The organism is Fuerstiella sp. (assembly GCA_022447225.1).
In the GTDB taxonomy this organism is placed as follows: domain Bacteria; phylum Planctomycetota; class Planctomycetia; order Planctomycetales; family Planctomycetaceae; genus S139-18.
Window position 1 is genome coordinate 1 of the sequence record JAKVAZ010000006.1, and the last position, 18,036, is coordinate 18,036.

An 18,036-nucleotide genomic window follows, 5' to 3' on the forward strand; every position below is an offset into this window, starting at 1 on the left:
TGATCCGTTGCCAAAGGTAATCGTGTGACTGAACCCGGGGTTGGTGTTGGTCAGTTCCACGGCTTCACGCAGACTCAGGTTGCCCAACGAATAGTCACCGTCCACCACGTCGCTGTCCGTGTCGACCACCAGGTGTTGAAGATCACTGGTACCCGTAACAGTCACCGTAACGGTCCCCGGTTCACTGGTGGCGTTGGCCGCACCGCTGCTATCGGTGGCCGTGTAATCGAAGGTGACATTCCGTGTTTGTCCCGCTCCCAAATCCTGAAAAGCTGTTCCAGGATCGAAGGTAAACGTGCCGTTGCCGTTGTCGGTGACCGTGCCTTCGGTCGGTGTGGTCGTAATGGCGAAAGTATGCGTGTCGCTGGTGTCCACGTCGGTGACGGAGAAGTTGCCATCCACCGCTGGTCCGTCTTCGATGGCGGAAATGGCAACGTCATTGGCCAGCGGTCGATCATTGACCGCATTCACGGTGATGTTGACGTTGCCGACATCCTCGAGTGAGCCGTCAGAAACAGTGAATGTAAAACTGTCTGCCCCGTTGAAGTTGGCGTTCGGAGTGTAGGTGAACGTGCCGTTGCTGTTGACGACGACCGAGCCGTTTGTGGGCGACGTCGCGCCAACAAAGGTGACTGGATTTAATTCCGCATCGCTGGCGGTCAGCTGACCGCTGATGTCGGTGTCTTCATCGCCACTGACAGAAAGGTCATCCGCCTCAGGCGCTGTATTTTCGCTTTCGAAGGCTCCGATATCGACGCGGTCACCGACAATTCGGGCGAACGGTGCGCCACGTTGGTCATTCACCAGCGGCGTACCGGATACGGTTCCATCGTCTGTGGCAAGATCATTGCTGCCCTCGTTGATGGCCGGGCTGCCGGCCAGCAGGGCAATGGTCTGCGTGGGGCCGCCGTTGTCGGCAAGTGTGGGGTTCGTACCGTCATTTTCCAACACGGTCTTCCAGTTGACGCCCACGATGTTGCCGTCGGTACCGTCAATAAGCCCAAAAATCCCCCCCGTTCCGAACAGGTTAAAACTACCAGTGGTGGTGGGTCCATCGCCCCTGAAGTCATAGGCACCGCCACTCCGTGTGTTGCCGGCCACAATGCTGTTGTTGATCACTAAGGTGCCGAACGTGTTGTAGATCCCACCAGCGCGGAAATCGGCCTTGTTTCCGCTGATCGTGGTGTTGCTGATCGTTATGTTGCCGTAGGTGAGCTTGAGGCCGCCGCCGACAAAACCAGCATTGTTTCCACTGATGGTGCTGTTGCTGACGGTTACTTCAGCGGAGCTGGAACTGTAGATCCCGCCGCCGTAACGGGCCGAGTTTCCGCTGACCGTGCTGTTGCTGACGGTTATGTTGCCGTTGTTGTCGATCCCGCCGCCGTCCCTAACGGCCGAGTTTTCGCTGATCGTGCTGTTGCTGACGGTTATGTTGCCGTTGTTCTCGATCCCGCCGCCGCGGCTGGCCGTATTACCACTGATGGTGCTGTTGCTGACGGTTACTTCAGCGGAGCTGGAACTGTAGATCCCGCCGCCGCTGCCGTCGGTCGTATTTCCGCTGATCGTGCTGTTAGTGACCGACACGTTTTTACGTGTGAAAATTGCTCCGCCGCCAGCGTTGTCGTAGTAGCCGGCCGCCGTATTTCCGCTGATCGTGCTGTTGCTGATCGATAAGGTGCCGTTGTTGTCGATCCCGCCGCCAGAGCTGTAGTAGCCGCCGGCCGCCGTATTTCCGCTGATCGTGCTGTTGCTGACCGATAAGGTGCCGTTGTTGTCGATCCCGCCGCCGCGGTAAGCCGAGTTCCCGCTGATCGTGCTGTTAGTGACCGACAGGTTTTCACGTGTGAAAATTGCTCCTCCTTCGTCACTCACATCGCCGCCGGTGAGCTTGAGGCCGGAGATCGAGACGTCGCTTTGAGAGGAATTATCGCCGTCATTGATGTTGAAGATGCGTGATTCATTGTCGGCATCAATCGTCAGCAGGTCCGCACCGGGACCGGTGATCGTCACGTCACCAGTGATCGCCAGTTCTCCGTCGGTCAGCGTGATCGTGGCCGGACCAGCGGATGTCAGCGACGCGTGAAAGGTGATCGTGTCGACTTCGCCTGGCGGATTCGTGTTTGTCTGGGCGAGTGCTTCCCGCAGTGAGGTCAGCCCGTCCCCCGCATCAACGACATCCAGAGCGGTATCAACGGTGACCGCACTGAGCAGCAGACGCTGTTCTACGGCCTCAATACTCGTCAGGCTGCCGGTCGGGCGACGTCCAGGCTGCGCCATCAGTTCCTTGACCCGCGCAGCACAACGCCAGTGTCGGTTGTGAATTTCCGTCTGCAGACGAGCGAAATAGTTACGCACGGATTGACCGACAGAGCCATGCCGAATTTTTTTCCGCCTGGAGTTCTGTGCCGTACCGGCAAACGTCACCGGCTGACCGGTTCCGCGAAATCGCCGACCGTAACTGTTCAAAACGGCTAACAAAGACTCTCGAAAATCGCTGAACATTCTGCTTCACCTCGATGACTCGTGTGAGCCATAACTAGGATGACGATGAACATCTGCTTCCGGTCTTTCAGGTACCCACGCGTTGATGCCGTCTGTATCTGGTCCCGAATGGCACTCGAAAATCGTCACTCAATCACAAACAACCCTGAACCCCGTTATGCCGCAAGCCTCACTCACGACTCACGCGTCTCAATCGCCAATAAGGACGCTAAAGACCCATCCATGCCTCCCCTTCGCAAACTTCCGATCTTTCCCTTTAATAAACAACCACCCAAATCGCCATGAAGTTAAGGCCAAAAAAAGCGGACTTTACAAATAGAAATCACAATTACGAAACGCCTGTGTGGCTCTGGACAATGTACGGAAGTACAGGATTATTGTTGGTGGGGAGCCCCTGTTTACGTTAATTGCGGAATCGCAGCCCGGCGGATTGTGAAGTCCGAAACGCTTCAACGACTACAAAAACGAAACGGCAAAGTGCTGGTGCGACCCTGATTTGCCTGATCTGACCGAACCGCAGACCATCACCCATCTGCATTTTGCCAGCAATGGCCCCACGGAAATTGCTCGACGTCTGATCCGCATGACCAACGAGATCCGTCGCGAACTGCGTCTCAAAACAGTTGAAGACACCCATCAACGTGGACTGCGGAATACCAATGGGTGGCGTGGTCGTGCAATGAGTCCGCCACCGTGAGATCTCTCTCATCCACCACTGCGTGGAGCTTCGCAGGTACCGTCGTCATGACATGATGACCGTCTCCGAATTGAGACGCATCGACCCGTTGACGATCTGACTGGTCGTTCCGCGTCAGGATGCCCGATCATTAGCAGCCGGATCAACTCTTCACGCGAACGTCGATGCACACCACCTCTTTGTCGTCGCGAAGATACAAACGACCATTGGCTATGACCGGTGCCTGCCGCGTCATTCGTAACACTTCGGTACGCGCCATCTCGCGAAAGCCTTCCATCGTGGCGTTGACGATGACCAGTTCTCCGTCGATCGTCGCCATGAACAGTTTGCCGTCAGCCAGTGTCAGATTTGACTTGCCGAATCGCCTCTTCGACCACACAGATTCGCCGGTGGCAGCGTTGACACAAACAAGATTGGTGATGGGCCCGGCAGCTCCGACATTGTCCAGACCGAACAGATGTCCATCCAGCAGAACCGGAGTCTGCCACTCAGCCCGCAACACGCTGCGTTTTCCGAGTGAAGACCACCTTTCTTCTGCCGTCCAGCCGTCATCGGATTCCGTCACATCAAGCAGAACAGAACCATGATTCTCTCCGGCAGAAATCAAGACTGAGGACTCGTCAACCAGAACGGGATTCGCCGTATTGCAATTGAAGTCGGTAACGAACGGGTGTTCCCAAAGTAACTCACCGCTTTGCGGAACGATCCCCGCAACGGATGCGCCGGTCACGGCCACAATCTGACGAACTCCACACAGAGAAAGCAGTGCCGGCGAGGCGTAACCGCATTCCGGGCTTCCGGCCACCCATTTCCTGACTCCGGACTCAGCACTGAAACCGGCGATGCTGCCGTCTTCTGAAACCGTTTGAACAACAACCACGTCGTTGTACACCAGCGGGGACGAAGACATTCCAAATTGTGCAGGTTCCACCCCGGGATCAGAGACCGTATTCACGCTCCATCTGATCTTTCCCGAATCAGACTCCAGTGACACGAGGATACCTTCACCTGTCATCACATAAACAGCATCATCAGCAACAGTCGGAGTACTCCGGGGCCCGTTTGCCTGCGGATTCAGATAAGCGTCTGCAATCCCGGACTTCCACTTGAGGTCCCCCGAGGATTCGTCCAAAGCAACCACATACTGCCGAGCATCATCCTGGAACAGAGTGTAGACCGTTCCTTCACTCACAACGACACCCGACGACCCGATCCCGAGATCCACTCGCCACAGCACGTCAGGCCCGGCGGCCGGAATCGAACTGACGAGATTCGTTTCGTCGGAAACTCCTTTGTACTGTGGTCCCAGAAACCGGGGCCAGTCGTCCGCCTGGACCGAAAACAAACCGGCAAAACACAAAATAAAACACAAAATAAAACACAGAAGTCCATGGGACAGACGCATCATTCTCTCCAAAGCAGACTGCAGGGTCGGGCCGATATCGTAAGGTCGAACTCAAAGCCGGTCTACGGCAGCCTGCGACCGGTTGTGCTGAATGGATTCGACCAGATTCACAGAAACCAGCACCAGTTCCCCGGAAAGCCAGCGATTCCGGAGACACCGAACCTCCACAGGATGCTCAAACACACACACAACCAATAAACTTTCACGGATCACAACCTGCAGGAACCTTATAACAGCCAAGCCCTCAGAGCCGTTGCCGGGACATTCACGAGCGATTCAGTCGCTTTGGAAGAGCTTCATGCGGGTGCCCCCGTTCCTGCGATTTCCAGACGGATAACACTCAGCGTGACTGTATCGGTGTGCCCATTTTTGCTGGTAAGGCTGCCAGAATGGGAATCGCCCGGATGGTTCCTGAGGCTTTCAGGTTCAGTCGTGTTTCCGGGATGAAATCCTGTTAATGAATCGTTATACAAAAACCTGTAATCCTGTGTTGTCGTCTGAGATCTGCTCAGGGTACGACGTCAGCAATCAGCCCGCGACAATTACAAAACAGTCGCAACGTCATTGATGGACAGCTGTCGTCGTCGATGATCTGACATATCATGGCTGAACAGGCTCCGGCTGTCTGAAGAGGGGAAACCTGACATTATGCTTCCGGCATTCATGATTAGTCTGGCGCAAACCGTCATCAATGATGGTTTCCCGATCGCTGCGACGGGCATGGGCATCGTTTTTGTGGCAATTATTTTGATCACCGTGTTTATTTCAGCGCTACCTGGAATTTTAAAACTGCTTGCTCAGGTTCTGCCGGAAGCCAGTGCCCGTCACACACCGGTCGATACATCGGAGAGTATGTTGCCGGATGAAGGGATTCTTGCGGCGATTGGATTCGTGCTGCACACCGAAATACAGCGACAGGTCACTACAGATGAAAGGACCGGCAGGTAACCGACCTCTGTTTCTCCAGGGACTGTACACACCGGCGAGTACCGCGATACGAAAAGAACCGCAATGAATTACCTGTTCGATTTTCTGGCCACAACCGGATTCGCATCTTTAACAGCGGGAAATGTGATCATGATCCTGATCGGGATCGTATTCATTTTCCTTGCCATCAAGAAGGACTACGAACCCCTGCTGCTGGTCCCCATCGGTATGGGAGCGATTGTGGGAAACATTCCTGTCGGTGAAGGGATGTCGCTGAGTGTGTATGACGACCATCAGTGGCATGAAGTAGCGGTCGACAGCGACACGGGAGAAACAGAAATTGAGTATTTGCCCGGCAGTGTGCTGAGCTATCTGTATTTTGGGGTCAGTTGGGGCATCTATCCGCCGCTGATCTTTCTTGGCATCGGGGCAATGACCGATTTTTCAACAATGTTGTCCAGTCCGCGACTCGTGCTGCTGGGCGCTGCAGCCCAGATTGGTGTGTTTTTAACATTTCTGGGCGCTATTGCCCTGGGGTTCAGTCTTCAGGAAGCCGGTGCCATTGGGATTATCGGAGGGGCTGATGGCCCCACATCGATCTTTCTTTCGTCTCAACTGGCTCCCAAGCTGCTGGGGCCCATTGCGATTGCTGCCTATTCGTATATGGCACTGGTGCCTGTGATTCAGCCGCCGATCATGAAACTGCTGACCACCCGCGAAGAACGCCTGATTCGCATGAAGCCTCCTCGCAAAGTTTCCACCCGCGAGAAGATGATCTTTCCGATTGCCGCCTTTTTAATCTGTACCATGATTGCCCCGGGGGCAATCGTCCTGCTGGGAATGCTGTTCTTTGGTAACCTGATGAAAGAAAGTCTGGTTACCGAACGGCTGGCGAATACAGCCCGCACGGCAATGATTGATATCGTTACCGTTTTGCTGGGATTCTGTGTGGGTGCCAGTACTGAGGCAGAAACATTTATCACCAAAGAGTCACTGCAGATTTTTGGTCTGGGAGCACTGGCATTTTCAATCGCAACTGCCGGCGGCGTTCTGTTTGCTAAACTTATGAATCTGTTCCTCACAGAAAAAATCAATCCACTGGTTGGCGCCGCAGGAGTTTCGGCTGTGCCGGATTCAGCGCGAGTGGTTCAGATGGTCGGGCAGCAGGAAGATCCTCATAATTTCTTACTGATGCATGCCATGGCCCCCAATGTCGCAGGTGTGATCGGTTCAGCGGTTGCCGCCGGCGTTTTGTGGGGTGTACTTTCTTAGATGCATGACCGTTGAAAAAACGCTTCGGTTCCGGTTGTGCATCACACCGTCCGAACTCAAATGTAATGACAGAACAGTCACTGACCACAGACGAAAGAAAACACCGTGGCTAAGAAGGTCAAGTTCATGTGCACCGCGTTCCGCGACGGCTTCCAGTCCGTCTACGGAGCCAGAGTATTCACCCAGGATTTTCTGCCGGCCGTGGAAGCAACTCGTGATGCAGGAATCTCCTGGTTCGAAGCCGGCGGTGGTGCACGTTTCCAGTCGTTGTACTTCTACTGCAATGAAGATGCGTTCGCCATGATGGACGCCTTCCGGGAAACCGCGGGACCTGACGCTGACCTGCAGACACTTGCACGCGGTGTCAACGTGGTCGGACTGGAATCACAGTCCAGTGACATCGTGCGACTGCATGCGGAGCTGTTCAAAAAGCACGGAATCAGCACCATTCGTAATTTCGATGCTTTGAATGACGTCAATAATCTGATCCACAGCGGCAAATGTATTGTCGAAGCCGGACTGAAGCACCAGGTGTGCGTCACTTTGATGGAACTTCCTCCGGGCTGCAGCGGAGCCCACGATGCCGATTTTTATGAAGCCACGCTGAAGCAGATTCTGGATGCCGATATCCCGTTCGACGCCGTCTGTTTCAAAGATGCATCGGGCACGGCAATTCCATCCAAAGTCTATGACACTATTGCTCGCGCCCGAAAACTGCTTCCGGCGGACGCATTCATTCATTTCCACACCCACGAAACAGCCGGTGTGAGTGTTCTGGCCAACAAAGCGGCATTGGACGCCGGCGCTGACGCCATCGATCTGTCGATGGCCCCCTGTTCCGGAGGAACGTGTCAGCCGGATATCCTGGTGATGTGGCACGCTCTGCGCGGCACGGAATACGACCTGGACATCGACATCGAAAAAGTTCGCGAAGCAGAAGAGGTGTTTAAGGACTGCATGAAAGACTACTTTCTCCCGCCGGAATCAACCGCCGTGGAGCCGTTGATTCCGTGGAGTCCGATGCCGGGCGGCGCTCTGACTGCTAATACGCAGATGCTCCGCGACAACAACATCATGGAGAAATACCCGGAAATCATCCGGGCAATGAGTGATGTGGTTCGTAAAGGCGGATACGGCACGTCAGTTACACCGGTTTCACAGTTTTATTTCCAGCAGGCCTTCAACAACGTGATGTTTGGGCCCTGGAAAAAGATCGCCGAACCCTACGGCCAGATGGTGCTCGGCTATTTCGGAAAGACACCCGTCGCCCCGGATCCTGAAATCGTCGAACTGGCGGCCAAACAGCTCGGCAAACAGCCCACAACCCAGCCCCCTCTGGAAAGGAACGACGCAGATCCATCCAAAGGGATCGAGGCTGCCACCAGGGTCCTCACCCAAGAAGGCCTGGAAATCACGGATGAAAACATCTTCATTGCCGCCGCCTGCAAAGAAAAAGGAATTCGTTTTCTGAAAGGGGAAGCGGAGGTCGGTGTGCGCAAGATTGATCCGGCGGCTCAGGCGGCCGCAGCAACTCCCGCTCCGACTGCTGCCCGCAAACCGGCGGAATACACCGTCACTGTTGATGGAAAAGAATATTTCATGGCCTTCGAAGGCAACATGGCGACCGTTAACGGTAAGGCGTTCCGTGTTGATATCAAAAATGTGGAATCCGAAACGTCGGCACCGGAAGAGGGCAGTGCCGCCACTCAGGTCACATCTGTGACTTCACAGATGCCGGGCGTGGTCTTCAAGATTCTGGTCAGTAGCGGAGATCGTGTCACAGAAGGACAGCCGGTGCTGATTCTGGAGGCCATGAAGATGGAAATGGAAATTCCGGCAACCGTCACGGGGACAATCGCGGCTGTGAATGTAGCAGTCGGCGAACAGGTCACCACGGGACAGGTCCTTGCGGCAATCAATACCTGAGTTGAGACCACAGGTGATCACAACGCCGGCCTGCGCTTCAGCCAGAAATCCGTCCTTTCAGCAGTTTCCATCCGGGACTTCCCTCCGAGGGACCGTTGCTGCAGGCCTGGTGGCAGCTATGATAGCCCTACGCAACTTACTTCAGACACACTCCAATAAAACGTTCAGCATACTGGAAACATCAATGTTCATCCGACCATTCACCACCTATTCCGTCCTTCTTTTAACAATGGCCGTGTTTCTGATGCCAACAACTGTTTCTGCTGAAATCTATGAGTTGCGGACGTACACAACCAACGAGGGGAAACTGGATAACCTCAATGCCCGATTCCGTGACCACACCATCCGTTTGTTCAACCGACATGGTATGGAGTCTGTGGGATACTGGGTCCCGACCGATGAACCACTGTCACAAAACACCCTGATCTATGTTCTGAAACATGAAAGCCGTGAGGCGGCGGCCGCATCATGGAAAGCATTCGGCAGCGATCCGGAATGGAAGAAAGTCGCCAAAGAGTCACAGGTGGACGGAGCGATTCTGTCCAAATCCCCTGACTCCGTGTTCATGAATTCCGCAGACTACTCGCCGGACTTCCTGACCGGAAAAGCAGACGACCATGCGGTGTTTGAACTGCGGGTGTATCGCACCCACAAAAACAAACTCCGCAACCTGGACGCGAGATTCCGCAACCACACCATCGAATTGTTCAGCAAACACGGGATGAAGTCAGTGGCCTACTGGCATCCGGTTGACGAACCGGATTCAAAGGACACCCTGATTTATATCCTTCGACACAACAGTCGTGATGCAGCGAAAGCATCATGGGATGCATTCGGCAACGATCCGGAATGGCAAAAGGTTAAAAAAGAGTCACGGCTGGACGGCCGCATTGTGCGGGAAAGTCCCGAATCCACCTACGCAAAGCCTACGGACTATTCGGCAATCAAGTGATGGCCGAATGTTCCTGCTCAAAACGAATCCGACAGGCAGTCACCAGCTGCAGTCGTCTCACCCCTCTTCTGACCTGACGTCCGGATGCACAGAGGAACGGCAGGAAAGCAGCGTCAGAATTTCGACTTCCGGTCCCCGAACGACAGCCTCCGGGAGCCGGACGACGTTTATCCGGAACCTGTGGACTCTGTACTGACCAGACACTCATCCGGTCGGCATCGATGGATGGCAGTAAACTGCCTGTGTTAATCATGATCCCTGGTGCCTCTGTTCAACCGCGGGACAACACCGGCAGAACAGCAGATGCGCCGCAGCGTCGCTGAAAACCGGAAGTAAACTCCGCCTGTTTCAGAAAAACTGAGGACACCTCATGGCGATACTACCAAAGAAAAGATAACGGGTTCAAAACATGGCCACCTCAGGACGGCTCTGTCCATCAAGTCGGACCTGGGTCCCGTTTGATTGCGTACCGATCTGTTGAAACAAAGGCGGACTCTTTTATGAAACGACGACAGTTTATCATCGGATGCGTTACCGGCCTTTTGAGTGTCCCGCTGACAGGAGCAGCATCGGCCCCGGCGGCTGCCAGGAAACGCCGACTGATCTCCAATCACGACGGCGGCATTCTGTCGGTAGAACCACCAATAACCGCCGACCATTTTCGCGAATCTGTGCGGTCCTACGCCGGAACCCCGGTTGACGCAATCTCGTGGTGTGTCGGAGATCGTGAAGTCTACAACTACGATACAAAAGTCGGAGAGGTCTTCGGTCGCGGACGAGCCACCTTTGAAAACGAAGGAGACTGGCGTGTTTACAAAAACACCCGGCGACTCATCGCGTCCGGCAGGTGTGCTCTGGCAACAATGGTGGATGTCTGTCGACAGGAAAGCATGGACATCTTCGCATCCGTGCGGATGAACAGTCATTACGTCACAGATCCCGATTCGCCTCACCACAGCGAGTTCCGCCGGAAACACCCGGAATTTCTGATCGGAGCCCCCGGCGGGTACTCAAAGGGAAGCAGGGAATACGGCATCCGCATGGGACTTAACTATGCCGTGCCGGAAGTCCGGCAACGTATGGCGGCAACCATCACCGAACTCTTCACGAGCTTCGAAACGGATGGTGTGGAAATGGATTTCATGCGCCATCCTTCTTTCTTCAAGCTTCATGAGGCTGTCGAGAACAGCTACCACATGACCAACATGCTGCGTGAAATCAAAAGCAAACGCGACGAGGTTCGTCGAGTAACAGGAAGGAGCATCGAACTGGTGGCACGTGTTCCGCCGACCTTTGCCGATGCAATGCATGTGGGGCTGGACGTTCGAACATGGATCAAAGAAGGACTGGTCGACATCCTCATCGCCGGGGGTGGGTTTATTCCGTTTGACATGCCTTTTGAGGACTTTGTGGCCACTGCCCGGGGAACCAACTGTCAGATCTACGGAGGGATGGAGTTTCTTCGATTCAGAAATGCTCCTACGTCTGATGTGGAAATCGAACGAGGGATCGCCTCGCGTTTCTGGAACGCGGGAGCAGACGGCCTGCAGCTCTTCAACTATTTTGCCCAGCCGACTGCCTGGAAGAAGAATCTGCTCAACGAAATCGGTCATCCCGATCAACTGGCAACTCTTGATAAACGCTTCCAGATGGATACGAGGCGTTTTAATCCCCCCTGGAACGGACACGGTGCAGCATTTTCAACCGCCATTCCGGCCGTTCAGCTCCCCGTGACTCTGCTGCAGACATCGACCGACAAAGGCCCGGCGCTGCATCTGCATGTTGCCGACGATCTGCAGTCAGCCCGGGAAAACGGAACGCTTGTCGGCACAGAACTGGGACTTTACTTTGACAACCTCACGTCGGGCGACGAGATTGAAGTTCATCTGAACGGCCAAAGGCTGAAGGATGGACAGCGCAATCAGGTCGACCTCATTTCATTCTGGAACAAGGGGCAGCGTAAGGACGGAGGACGTTTTCTGAACGGCACCGTCGTCTTCGATTCTGCTCCCCTTGTACAAGGAACCAACCTGCTGGAAGTTCGTCTGCTCAAACACCCCGAAAATCTGGCGGTGCCTCTGAAGCTCGCACTGGTGGAAGCGGCTGTCAGGTATGGCACAGGCCGGGGATGAACCGGACAGACATCAGTGGATTTCGGCTGCCTTCCTGTAGGCAGCGGCCCCGGCGTCGATCCAGCTGCCGGCACTGACCATCAGAAACCGAACACCCAGATTCACAAAACGCGTGACGTTACCGTTGTTGGTCAGTGTGCCTGCCACTCGGCCGCTCCGGCTGATCTTCTGCAACGCTCCATCCCAGGCCGATACAACATCAGGGTGATCGAGCTGTCCAATCAGGCCCATCGAGGAGGCCAGGTCGGAAGGGGCCACGAAAAACACGTCGATGTGATCGACGGTAAGAATCTCATCGAGATTGTTAACTGCCACGATGTCCTCGATCAGTACGATCAACACTGTGTGATCATTTGCAGTGTCGAAATAGTTCTCGACACCGAATCCCTGGCGGCTGGTGAACAGGCCACGCTTTCCGACAGGTGAAAACTTTCCTCCATCGACAACGTTTTGAGCCTCGGCCCTGGTATTCACGTGCGGCACTACAATTCCCTGGACACCGCGGTCCATAGCCCGGTAGATGATTGCCTGTTCGTTCCGGTTGACCCGCATGACCGACGTCATTCCCCACAGATCGCAGGCCCGGGTCAAATCACCGATAGCGCCAAAATCCACCGGTCCGTGTTCGCCTTCCAGCCACACCGCGTCGAAACCGGCCGGGCCGAAGCGGTCGATATCCTCGGGATCGGTCAGTCCGGACACACAGCAAACCGTGTCACCGCGGGCCAGCTTCTTCTTAACTCGATTCGGTCGAAGAGTCACAGGACACACCTCGAAAAACTTTAAGGATAAAAACGGCAGCAGTGTTACTGATAACAGCCGGGAATAACCTGAAACGACCGATCACCTGGAATAATGACACCCCTGTTTTGCACAAAGCAGGCCAGGAGTCCTAACCATGATTGTCCCGCGAATGATCGTGTTGTTCGAGGAACATCGTTTGCCGAATCCGGAGCTGTGGAAAATCAAAAAGGGAGCAATAACATCCGGCAGGATATCGAAACCTTGTCGATTCGCATGTGTTTGGTCGCATCCCCAACTCAGTTCGTCGGCCACGACACGTATCACAGGAACGACCTGCTGCCAGCTGACAGACGAATGCCGGCATCACCACAGGTGGGTTCAGCATTTATTCAATGCGGTCATTTATTCGATGCGGTACAGGTGCGTACTGCTTCGCAGAACGATTGCGTTACCCGAAACAGCCGGCGAAGCCAGCAATTCCGCATCCAGTTCATTTGTCGCCAGAACCTGATAGTCCGTGGCTGCGGCCAGTACGGTGGTCTTTCCCTGCTCGCTGCTGAAGTAAATTCGTCCCTGAACTTCAACCGGTGACGCCCGAAAATTACCACCCAGTCTTTCCCGCCAGTGCTCTTCACCGGTCAGTGCATCCACACACGTCGCGATTCCGTCATCGTTCACAAAGTACAGTTCACTACCGACAAGCAGTGGTGACGGCACATGCCCTACGCCCTGCGACCGTTGCCAGACCACACGATCGGACCCGGTCCTGCCCTGGCCAGGACGAATCGCATAGATGCAGTGTTCGTCCAGCTGGAGTGTCCCCACCACATAAAACAAACCATGCCCAAAAGACGGCCGGGCAACCTGGGAGCATCCAATGTACGGCATCCACCAGATTTCTTTTCCGGTCTTTACGTCATAGGCAGCAACATGGTCTGCCGCCGTACTGACAAGCTGATCAACTCCGTTGACTCTGCCGATCAGCGGCGTTGAATAGGCCATCTTAAAAAAATCTTTTGTCTTTCCCATACCTTCGTAATGTGTCCGGTATTCCTTCCACTGAACTTCCCCCGTGTTCCTGTCGAGGGCTGCCAGGAACTGAGTATCGTTTCCGTCACAGGTAAGAATCAGCAGGCCGTCATGCAGAACCGGTGAACTGGCCGATCCCTGAACCGCGGAAAACGGCAGTTCCGTGTTCTTCCAGACGATCTGTCCGTCACGGTCCAGACACACTGTTCCATGACCGCCAAAGTGAGTGAACACATACTGATCATCCACAACGGGAGTCGGAGAGGCGTAGCCGTTGAGCCCGTGTTTGGAACCGGCACTGGCGGGAGTCAATACTTCCGTGTTGTGAATGACTTCGCCCGAGACCAGATCAACGCACACGGCGTGCAGCGATTTGCCGTCTTCTGTGGCCGCTGTCATCCAGATCTGATTGCCTTTGATCACAGGAGACGAATACCCCTCTCCCGGGACCAAAGTTTTCCATTGAACATTTTCAGTCTCACTCCAGCGCAGAGGCACATTTGATTCTGTGGCGTGTCCCTGACCGTCGGGGCCGCGAAACTGCGGCCAATCAGCTAGCGCTATGTCTTCTCCTGCCAACAGGAGGAACCCAGTCAGAAGGCCGATTCGCATTCGTTATTCTCCTCAGTTCAACATGAGTCGACCGCTGAAGCACCGTATTCGGCTTCGGCACGATACGCGTTCTGTGGCGATGACGCAATGACCTCTGTGGGAGGCTGCCGTACAACGCACCGGCTGGCTGAAATCCAGCATTCAACAGGTTAAACGTCAGTGGAGTCCGGCTGGACATGAATTGCCGCCCCGATTCCCGGCCAGCTGCTGCAGACTCACCCGACCTGTCAGTCAGCACCGGCGATTGCAGTAGCCACACTGATCCCGGACTGTGCTTCCAGTAGTTTCCGGTAACGTGAATACAAAGTGTCATAGATATCTGCGACGCCGGAATTCGGTGTGAAGCGGAGTCTGCTATCAGATGTCAGACCTGCCAGATACGACGGCCAGTCCGTACTGTTTCCCTCCAGCGACTGATGTCGGAAAGCGGCCAGTACCGCTGCTCCCCAGGCCGTTCCTTCTTCGGCACTTTCCAGAAGTGTGACGGAGGTGCGAAAAACATCAGCCAGAATCTGAGCCGTTTCGGGAGTTTTGGCCAGCCCGCCGGCCAGTACAAGTTCTGTACGAGGGTACCCCTGCCGATCAAGTTCTTCGCTGCCCAGTCGCAGATTGAACATGGCAGACAGCAATGCCGCACGAGCAACGTTGCCGGGACTCGCGTTCTCTGCGTTGAGTCCAATGATCGCCCCGGTGCCGCCCTGCTGAATGCCGATGCCTGGTTCGTCATCAATAAACGGAAGTGCCAGGATTCCTCCACAGTCGGGATCGGCCTGTAACAGCTGCTGCATCACGTTCGCAAAACCAGACTGACCGTCTGTATCCGAACAGTACATCTCCACGGCACAGTTCATGAATGTCGTTCCGTTCTGCAGCCACACCATATTGATCGGCTTGCCATCCGCGGCGCAGAAATGATCCACCCCGGGATTAACGCCCTGAAACGCCCGATCACCGACGGAGTTTGCACAAAGCGACGTCCCGAAACTCACCGACACCATGCCGGCTTCGCCAATCAGCGAACCGGCCATTGATGCGGGCTGATCTCCTTCTGCCGGAGCAACCGGGATTCCTTCCGGAATCCCGAGCAGTTGCGCACCGGCTGCGTTCAGTTCACCTCCGGATTCCCCCGCCAGTCGTACAGTCGGAAGCAGTGCTTTCAGTTCCGCAACGTCAGCATCATCAATGAGTTCTTCCCACGATGCGATCAGGCCCTCGTCGTAAGTCAACGTCGACTGATCGATGGGAAACATACCGGACGCTTCGCCGACGCCCAGAATCCAGTCTCCTGTTAATCGATGGGCAATCCAGCCTGCCGGTGTGGTCATATGCTGCGTCAACTTGGCCCGATCCAGCTGATTTCGAATCGTCCATAACCAGCGGGTCGTCGTCATTCGTCTTGGCATTTTGACGCCAAACCGTTCGGTGAGCTCATGCCCCTCAGCGTCATTGCGGCCATCACACCAAAGTCGCGCCGGCCCCAAAGGAGACGAATCGCCGTCAACCAGAACTTCTCCATGCATCTGTCCTGAGATCCCGATGCACAGAACATCAATCTGCTGATGTTGCTCCGGCAGAGCCTGTCGGAGCCGCTGCATTGCCTGCTGCAGAGCATCGACCCAGTCGTCGGGAGTCTGTTCATAACAGCCATCCGGCAGTCCGGAAACCATTTGATAGTCGGCTTCACCCACCGCGAGGACCGCAAGCTGTCGATCTGCGAAGATGACGGACAGTCCCTGTGTTCCAACATCAATACCAAGAAATCCCTGGGTCATGTTTCCGGCTTTCTCACGTCAAAAGAACTGATGTCAGGACAGCACTGATTTCGCGCCGCAGATCTGAACATCCAGACCAAGTTCTGCCGCCATTCCGCTCTTCACTCTGACAACAGCATCGGCATCGGCTGCAGATTTGGCATAGGCCACCTGAATGTGATTACTCTTGTGCTTTGCCATCAGCTGGTTCTGATCAACATCGTGCAGCACGGCATGCATAATTGGCCACTGATACGTTGTGGCCTGCCAGCGCCGCTGAGTCTCCTCATCCGGAAGTTCGACCACGTGCCCGCGACCAATATCCATTTTTAGCCGACCATCCTCCACAAAGATCCGTGACCAGACAATTTCACCGGGCTTCGAAACACCGCACAGACTGCTGCCGCCGTTCGGAAAATACATGGCGGGCTGTCGATAGCCTTTGGCTCCGGCCCAGCCGTCAACAAAGTGCTCAGGGGGAGCGGCTCCGCTGATCAAAAACACCCAGACATAGTCCGACACCGTTCCGGACAAATCGGGGCCGCCCCAGCGAATATCGTGCAGCGTTGTTTCCACGGGCTGCCCCAGAGCCGCATGCACTCGATTGGTGATCAATGCGTCCAGTCCCGCGCCTTCGTCCACTTCATTAAAGTGAATGACCGGCTGACCCTCGTAAAGCACTCTGGATCCACAGCGGGACTTCACCTCCGGACGAATGGTATTATTCAATGTTCCTTCTGCCAGATCACTGGCCGGCATCAGATCCTTGAGTCCCTGCTGATACTGAATACCGATCAGATCACACCCAAAATCGTCTGCAATGCGGACGGCCGCAATATACATTCGGCATTGCCGCAAAATCTGAGCCCGTGTCAGTTCCGTGTCGTGATCGTCTCCCATTTCGAACGTCATGCCCTGTTCGATGAACCAGTTGTAAACAGCTTCCGCTTCCGCATCCGACACCTGAGTCGACTCGTGATACAGCGCCGACTGACTCAGTCGTTCCTTGAACACACCCGTTAGATTCAGCAGATGATCAGGCAGGATGGCATTGAACATCCCCATACACCCTTCGTCGAACACGCCCATAATGGCCTTGCCGCATTTCAACTCACCGGCCAACTCAGACGCGATCGTGGTTTCACTGTCGTTCAGTTTGTCTGTATCAAACGGCACCACATGATTCTGTTCGTGATCACACTTACCGGTCTTCAGCCATGTCTCCAGCCGGCTTAAAAAATACTCATCTTCGAAATCACTGCTCCACAATGTTGAATAACTCACGCCGGCTTTCGTGAGCGAGCCATTGAGATTCAGCATTCCCACGAGTCCCGGCCATGTCCCCGACCAGTTTGCAACGGTCAGAATGGGACCTCGATGTGTCGTCAGGCCGGCCAGCACATGGTGAGAATACTGCCAGACCGCTTCGGCCACGATCAGCGGTGCTTCCGGATCAATCGTACGAAAGACCTCCAGTCCCTGTCGTTGCGAAGCAATAAATCCGTGCTGCTGCGACTCGTCGAACTCATGGGCGCGGACGGTCCGGAAACCAAGTTTTTCAATGGCTCGAGTCAGCTGTGATTCCATTTCTGACTGCACCTGCCAGCACACCTGATTGGCGGAAAGTCTCAGATCGCCACTGGCAATGAGCTGCACCTGACCTGCCGCCGGTTTTGGTGTTTCGATGGTTGTCTGACTCGACATCTGATCGGTCCTGAGTTGTGATTGTAGTGAGAGCCCTAAGGGCAATCTGAAAGAAGTGACGACGATGTTGCTTCTGTGTGCTGCGAAGTGAGTCGGTCCGGTGACCGCCTCCGTTATCCTGGTTGGAACTCATGACAAAGATCCAGGGCGATCGAGTTTCCCACTCGCCCTGACGGCTGGCGAGTGTACCGATCGTCTATTCGGCCACGCCACCTGACCTGATCACATCATCAGCCCGTTCCAGCCTCAGCAATCGCGCCGTCAGACTCAGATGGCGGCAACTGCAGCACCGGACTCTATCGCTCTGCTGCTGACCGTTCAATCGTCGGATGCCGGTCATTCCAAAAGACCAGCGGTGACCGAAACCACATTTTTGCATGTGC

At 55.0% G+C, this 18,036-nt stretch carries 12 protein-coding genes; 6 read left to right on the plus strand and 6 right to left on the minus strand.

The genetic code is table 11. The annotated features are described in order from the left end of the window. Positions 1-2,010: Ig-like domain-containing protein (locus MK110_04700; protein ID MCH2210576.1), on the minus strand; the 2,010-nt coding region annotated here is incomplete at its 3' end. 988 nt (positions 2,011-2,998) lie between these two features. On the opposite strand from MK110_04700, the gene MK110_04705 reads away from it, so the two are divergent. After that, positions 2,999-3,199 (plus strand): hypothetical protein, encoded by a 201-nt coding sequence (locus MK110_04705; GenBank protein MCH2210577.1) that lies wholly within the window; start codon positions 2,999-3,001, stop codon positions 3,197-3,199. Positions 3,200-3,341: 142 nt separating this feature from the next. Here the strand turns inward: MK110_04705 and MK110_04710 are convergent, their stop codons facing one another. After that, the gene (locus tag MK110_04710) at positions 3,342-4,604 is read right to left on the minus strand and encodes a PQQ-like beta-propeller repeat protein (protein MCH2210578.1); all 1,263 of its coding nucleotides are present in this window, start codon (positions 4,602-4,604) and stop codon (positions 3,342-3,344) included. 648 nt (positions 4,605-5,252) lie between these two features. Here MK110_04710 and MK110_04715 point away from each other — a divergent pair. The 5 genes from MK110_04715 to MK110_04735 all read left to right on the plus strand — a co-directional run bounded on the left by MK110_04715 (position 5,253) and on the right by MK110_04735 (position 11,813). Continuing rightward, positions 5,253-5,552, plus strand: a complete 300-nt coding sequence (locus tag MK110_04715) for an OadG family protein (protein ID MCH2210579.1) — start codon at positions 5,253-5,255, stop codon at positions 5,550-5,552. 63 nt (positions 5,553-5,615) lie between these two features. Continuing rightward, positions 5,616-6,803: a sodium ion-translocating decarboxylase subunit beta gene (locus tag MK110_04720; protein MCH2210580.1), complete on the plus strand. Its 1,188-nt coding sequence runs from the start codon at positions 5,616-5,618 to the stop codon at positions 6,801-6,803. A 105-nt stretch (positions 6,804-6,908) separates the two neighbouring features. Next, positions 6,909-8,729, plus strand: a complete 1,821-nt coding sequence (locus MK110_04725) for a hypothetical protein (protein MCH2210581.1) — start codon at positions 6,909-6,911, stop codon at positions 8,727-8,729. 184 nt (positions 8,730-8,913) lie between these two features. Further along, positions 8,914-9,681, plus strand: coding sequence for an NIPSNAP family protein (locus MK110_04730; GenBank protein MCH2210582.1), 768 nt, complete (start codon positions 8,914-8,916; stop codon positions 9,679-9,681). A gap of 500 nt (positions 9,682-10,181) precedes the next feature. Then, complete coding sequence (locus MK110_04735; GenBank protein ID MCH2210583.1) at positions 10,182-11,813, plus strand: hypothetical protein; 1,632 nt, start codon at positions 10,182-10,184, stop codon at positions 11,811-11,813. 12 nt (positions 11,814-11,825) lie between these two features. Here MK110_04735 and MK110_04740 read toward each other — a convergent pair whose 3' ends face one another. The 4 genes from MK110_04740 to MK110_04755 form a co-directional block, all read right to left on the minus strand. Then, complete coding sequence (locus tag MK110_04740; GenBank protein ID MCH2210584.1) at positions 11,826-12,575, minus strand: aldolase/citrate lyase family protein; 750 nt, start codon at positions 12,573-12,575, stop codon at positions 11,826-11,828. 384 nt (positions 12,576-12,959) lie between these two features. Next, on the minus strand, positions 12,960-14,198 hold the full coding sequence (locus tag MK110_04745) for a PQQ-binding-like beta-propeller repeat protein (protein ID MCH2210585.1): 1,239 nt from the start codon (positions 14,196-14,198) through the stop codon (positions 12,960-12,962). Positions 14,199-14,425: 227 nt separating this feature from the next. Further along, positions 14,426-15,970 (minus strand): hypothetical protein, encoded by a 1,545-nt coding sequence (locus MK110_04750; protein MCH2210586.1) that lies wholly within the window; start codon positions 15,968-15,970, stop codon positions 14,426-14,428. Positions 15,971-16,003: 33 nt separating this feature from the next. Continuing rightward, positions 16,004-17,653, minus strand: coding sequence for an L-fucose/L-arabinose isomerase family protein (locus MK110_04755; GenBank protein ID MCH2210587.1), 1,650 nt, complete (start codon positions 17,651-17,653; stop codon positions 16,004-16,006). Positions 17,654-18,036: the final 383 nt, after the last annotated feature.

Coding starts and splice junctions, on each gene's coding strand:
- MK110_04710 (MCH2210578.1), bottom strand. CDS start 4,604: ATGCGTCTGTCCCATGGACTTCTGTGTTTTATTTTGTGTTTTATTTTG.
- MK110_04715 (MCH2210579.1), top strand. CDS start 5,253: ATGCTTCCGGCATTCATGATTAGTCTGGCGCAAACCGTCATCAATGAT.
- MK110_04745 (MCH2210585.1), bottom strand. CDS start 14,198: ATGCGAATCGGCCTTCTGACTGGGTTCCTCCTGTTGGCAGGAGAAGAC.
- MK110_04720 (MCH2210580.1), top strand. CDS start 5,616: ATGAATTACCTGTTCGATTTTCTGGCCACAACCGGATTCGCATCTTTA.
- MK110_04730 (MCH2210582.1), top strand. CDS start 8,914: ATGTTCATCCGACCATTCACCACCTATTCCGTCCTTCTTTTAACAATG.
- MK110_04755 (MCH2210587.1), bottom strand. CDS start 17,653: ATGTCGAGTCAGACAACCATCGAAACACCAAAACCGGCGGCAGGTCAG.
- MK110_04735 (MCH2210583.1), top strand. CDS start 10,182: ATGAAACGACGACAGTTTATCATCGGATGCGTTACCGGCCTTTTGAGT.
- MK110_04750 (MCH2210586.1), bottom strand. CDS start 15,970: ATGACCCAGGGATTTCTTGGTATTGATGTTGGAACACAGGGACTGTCC.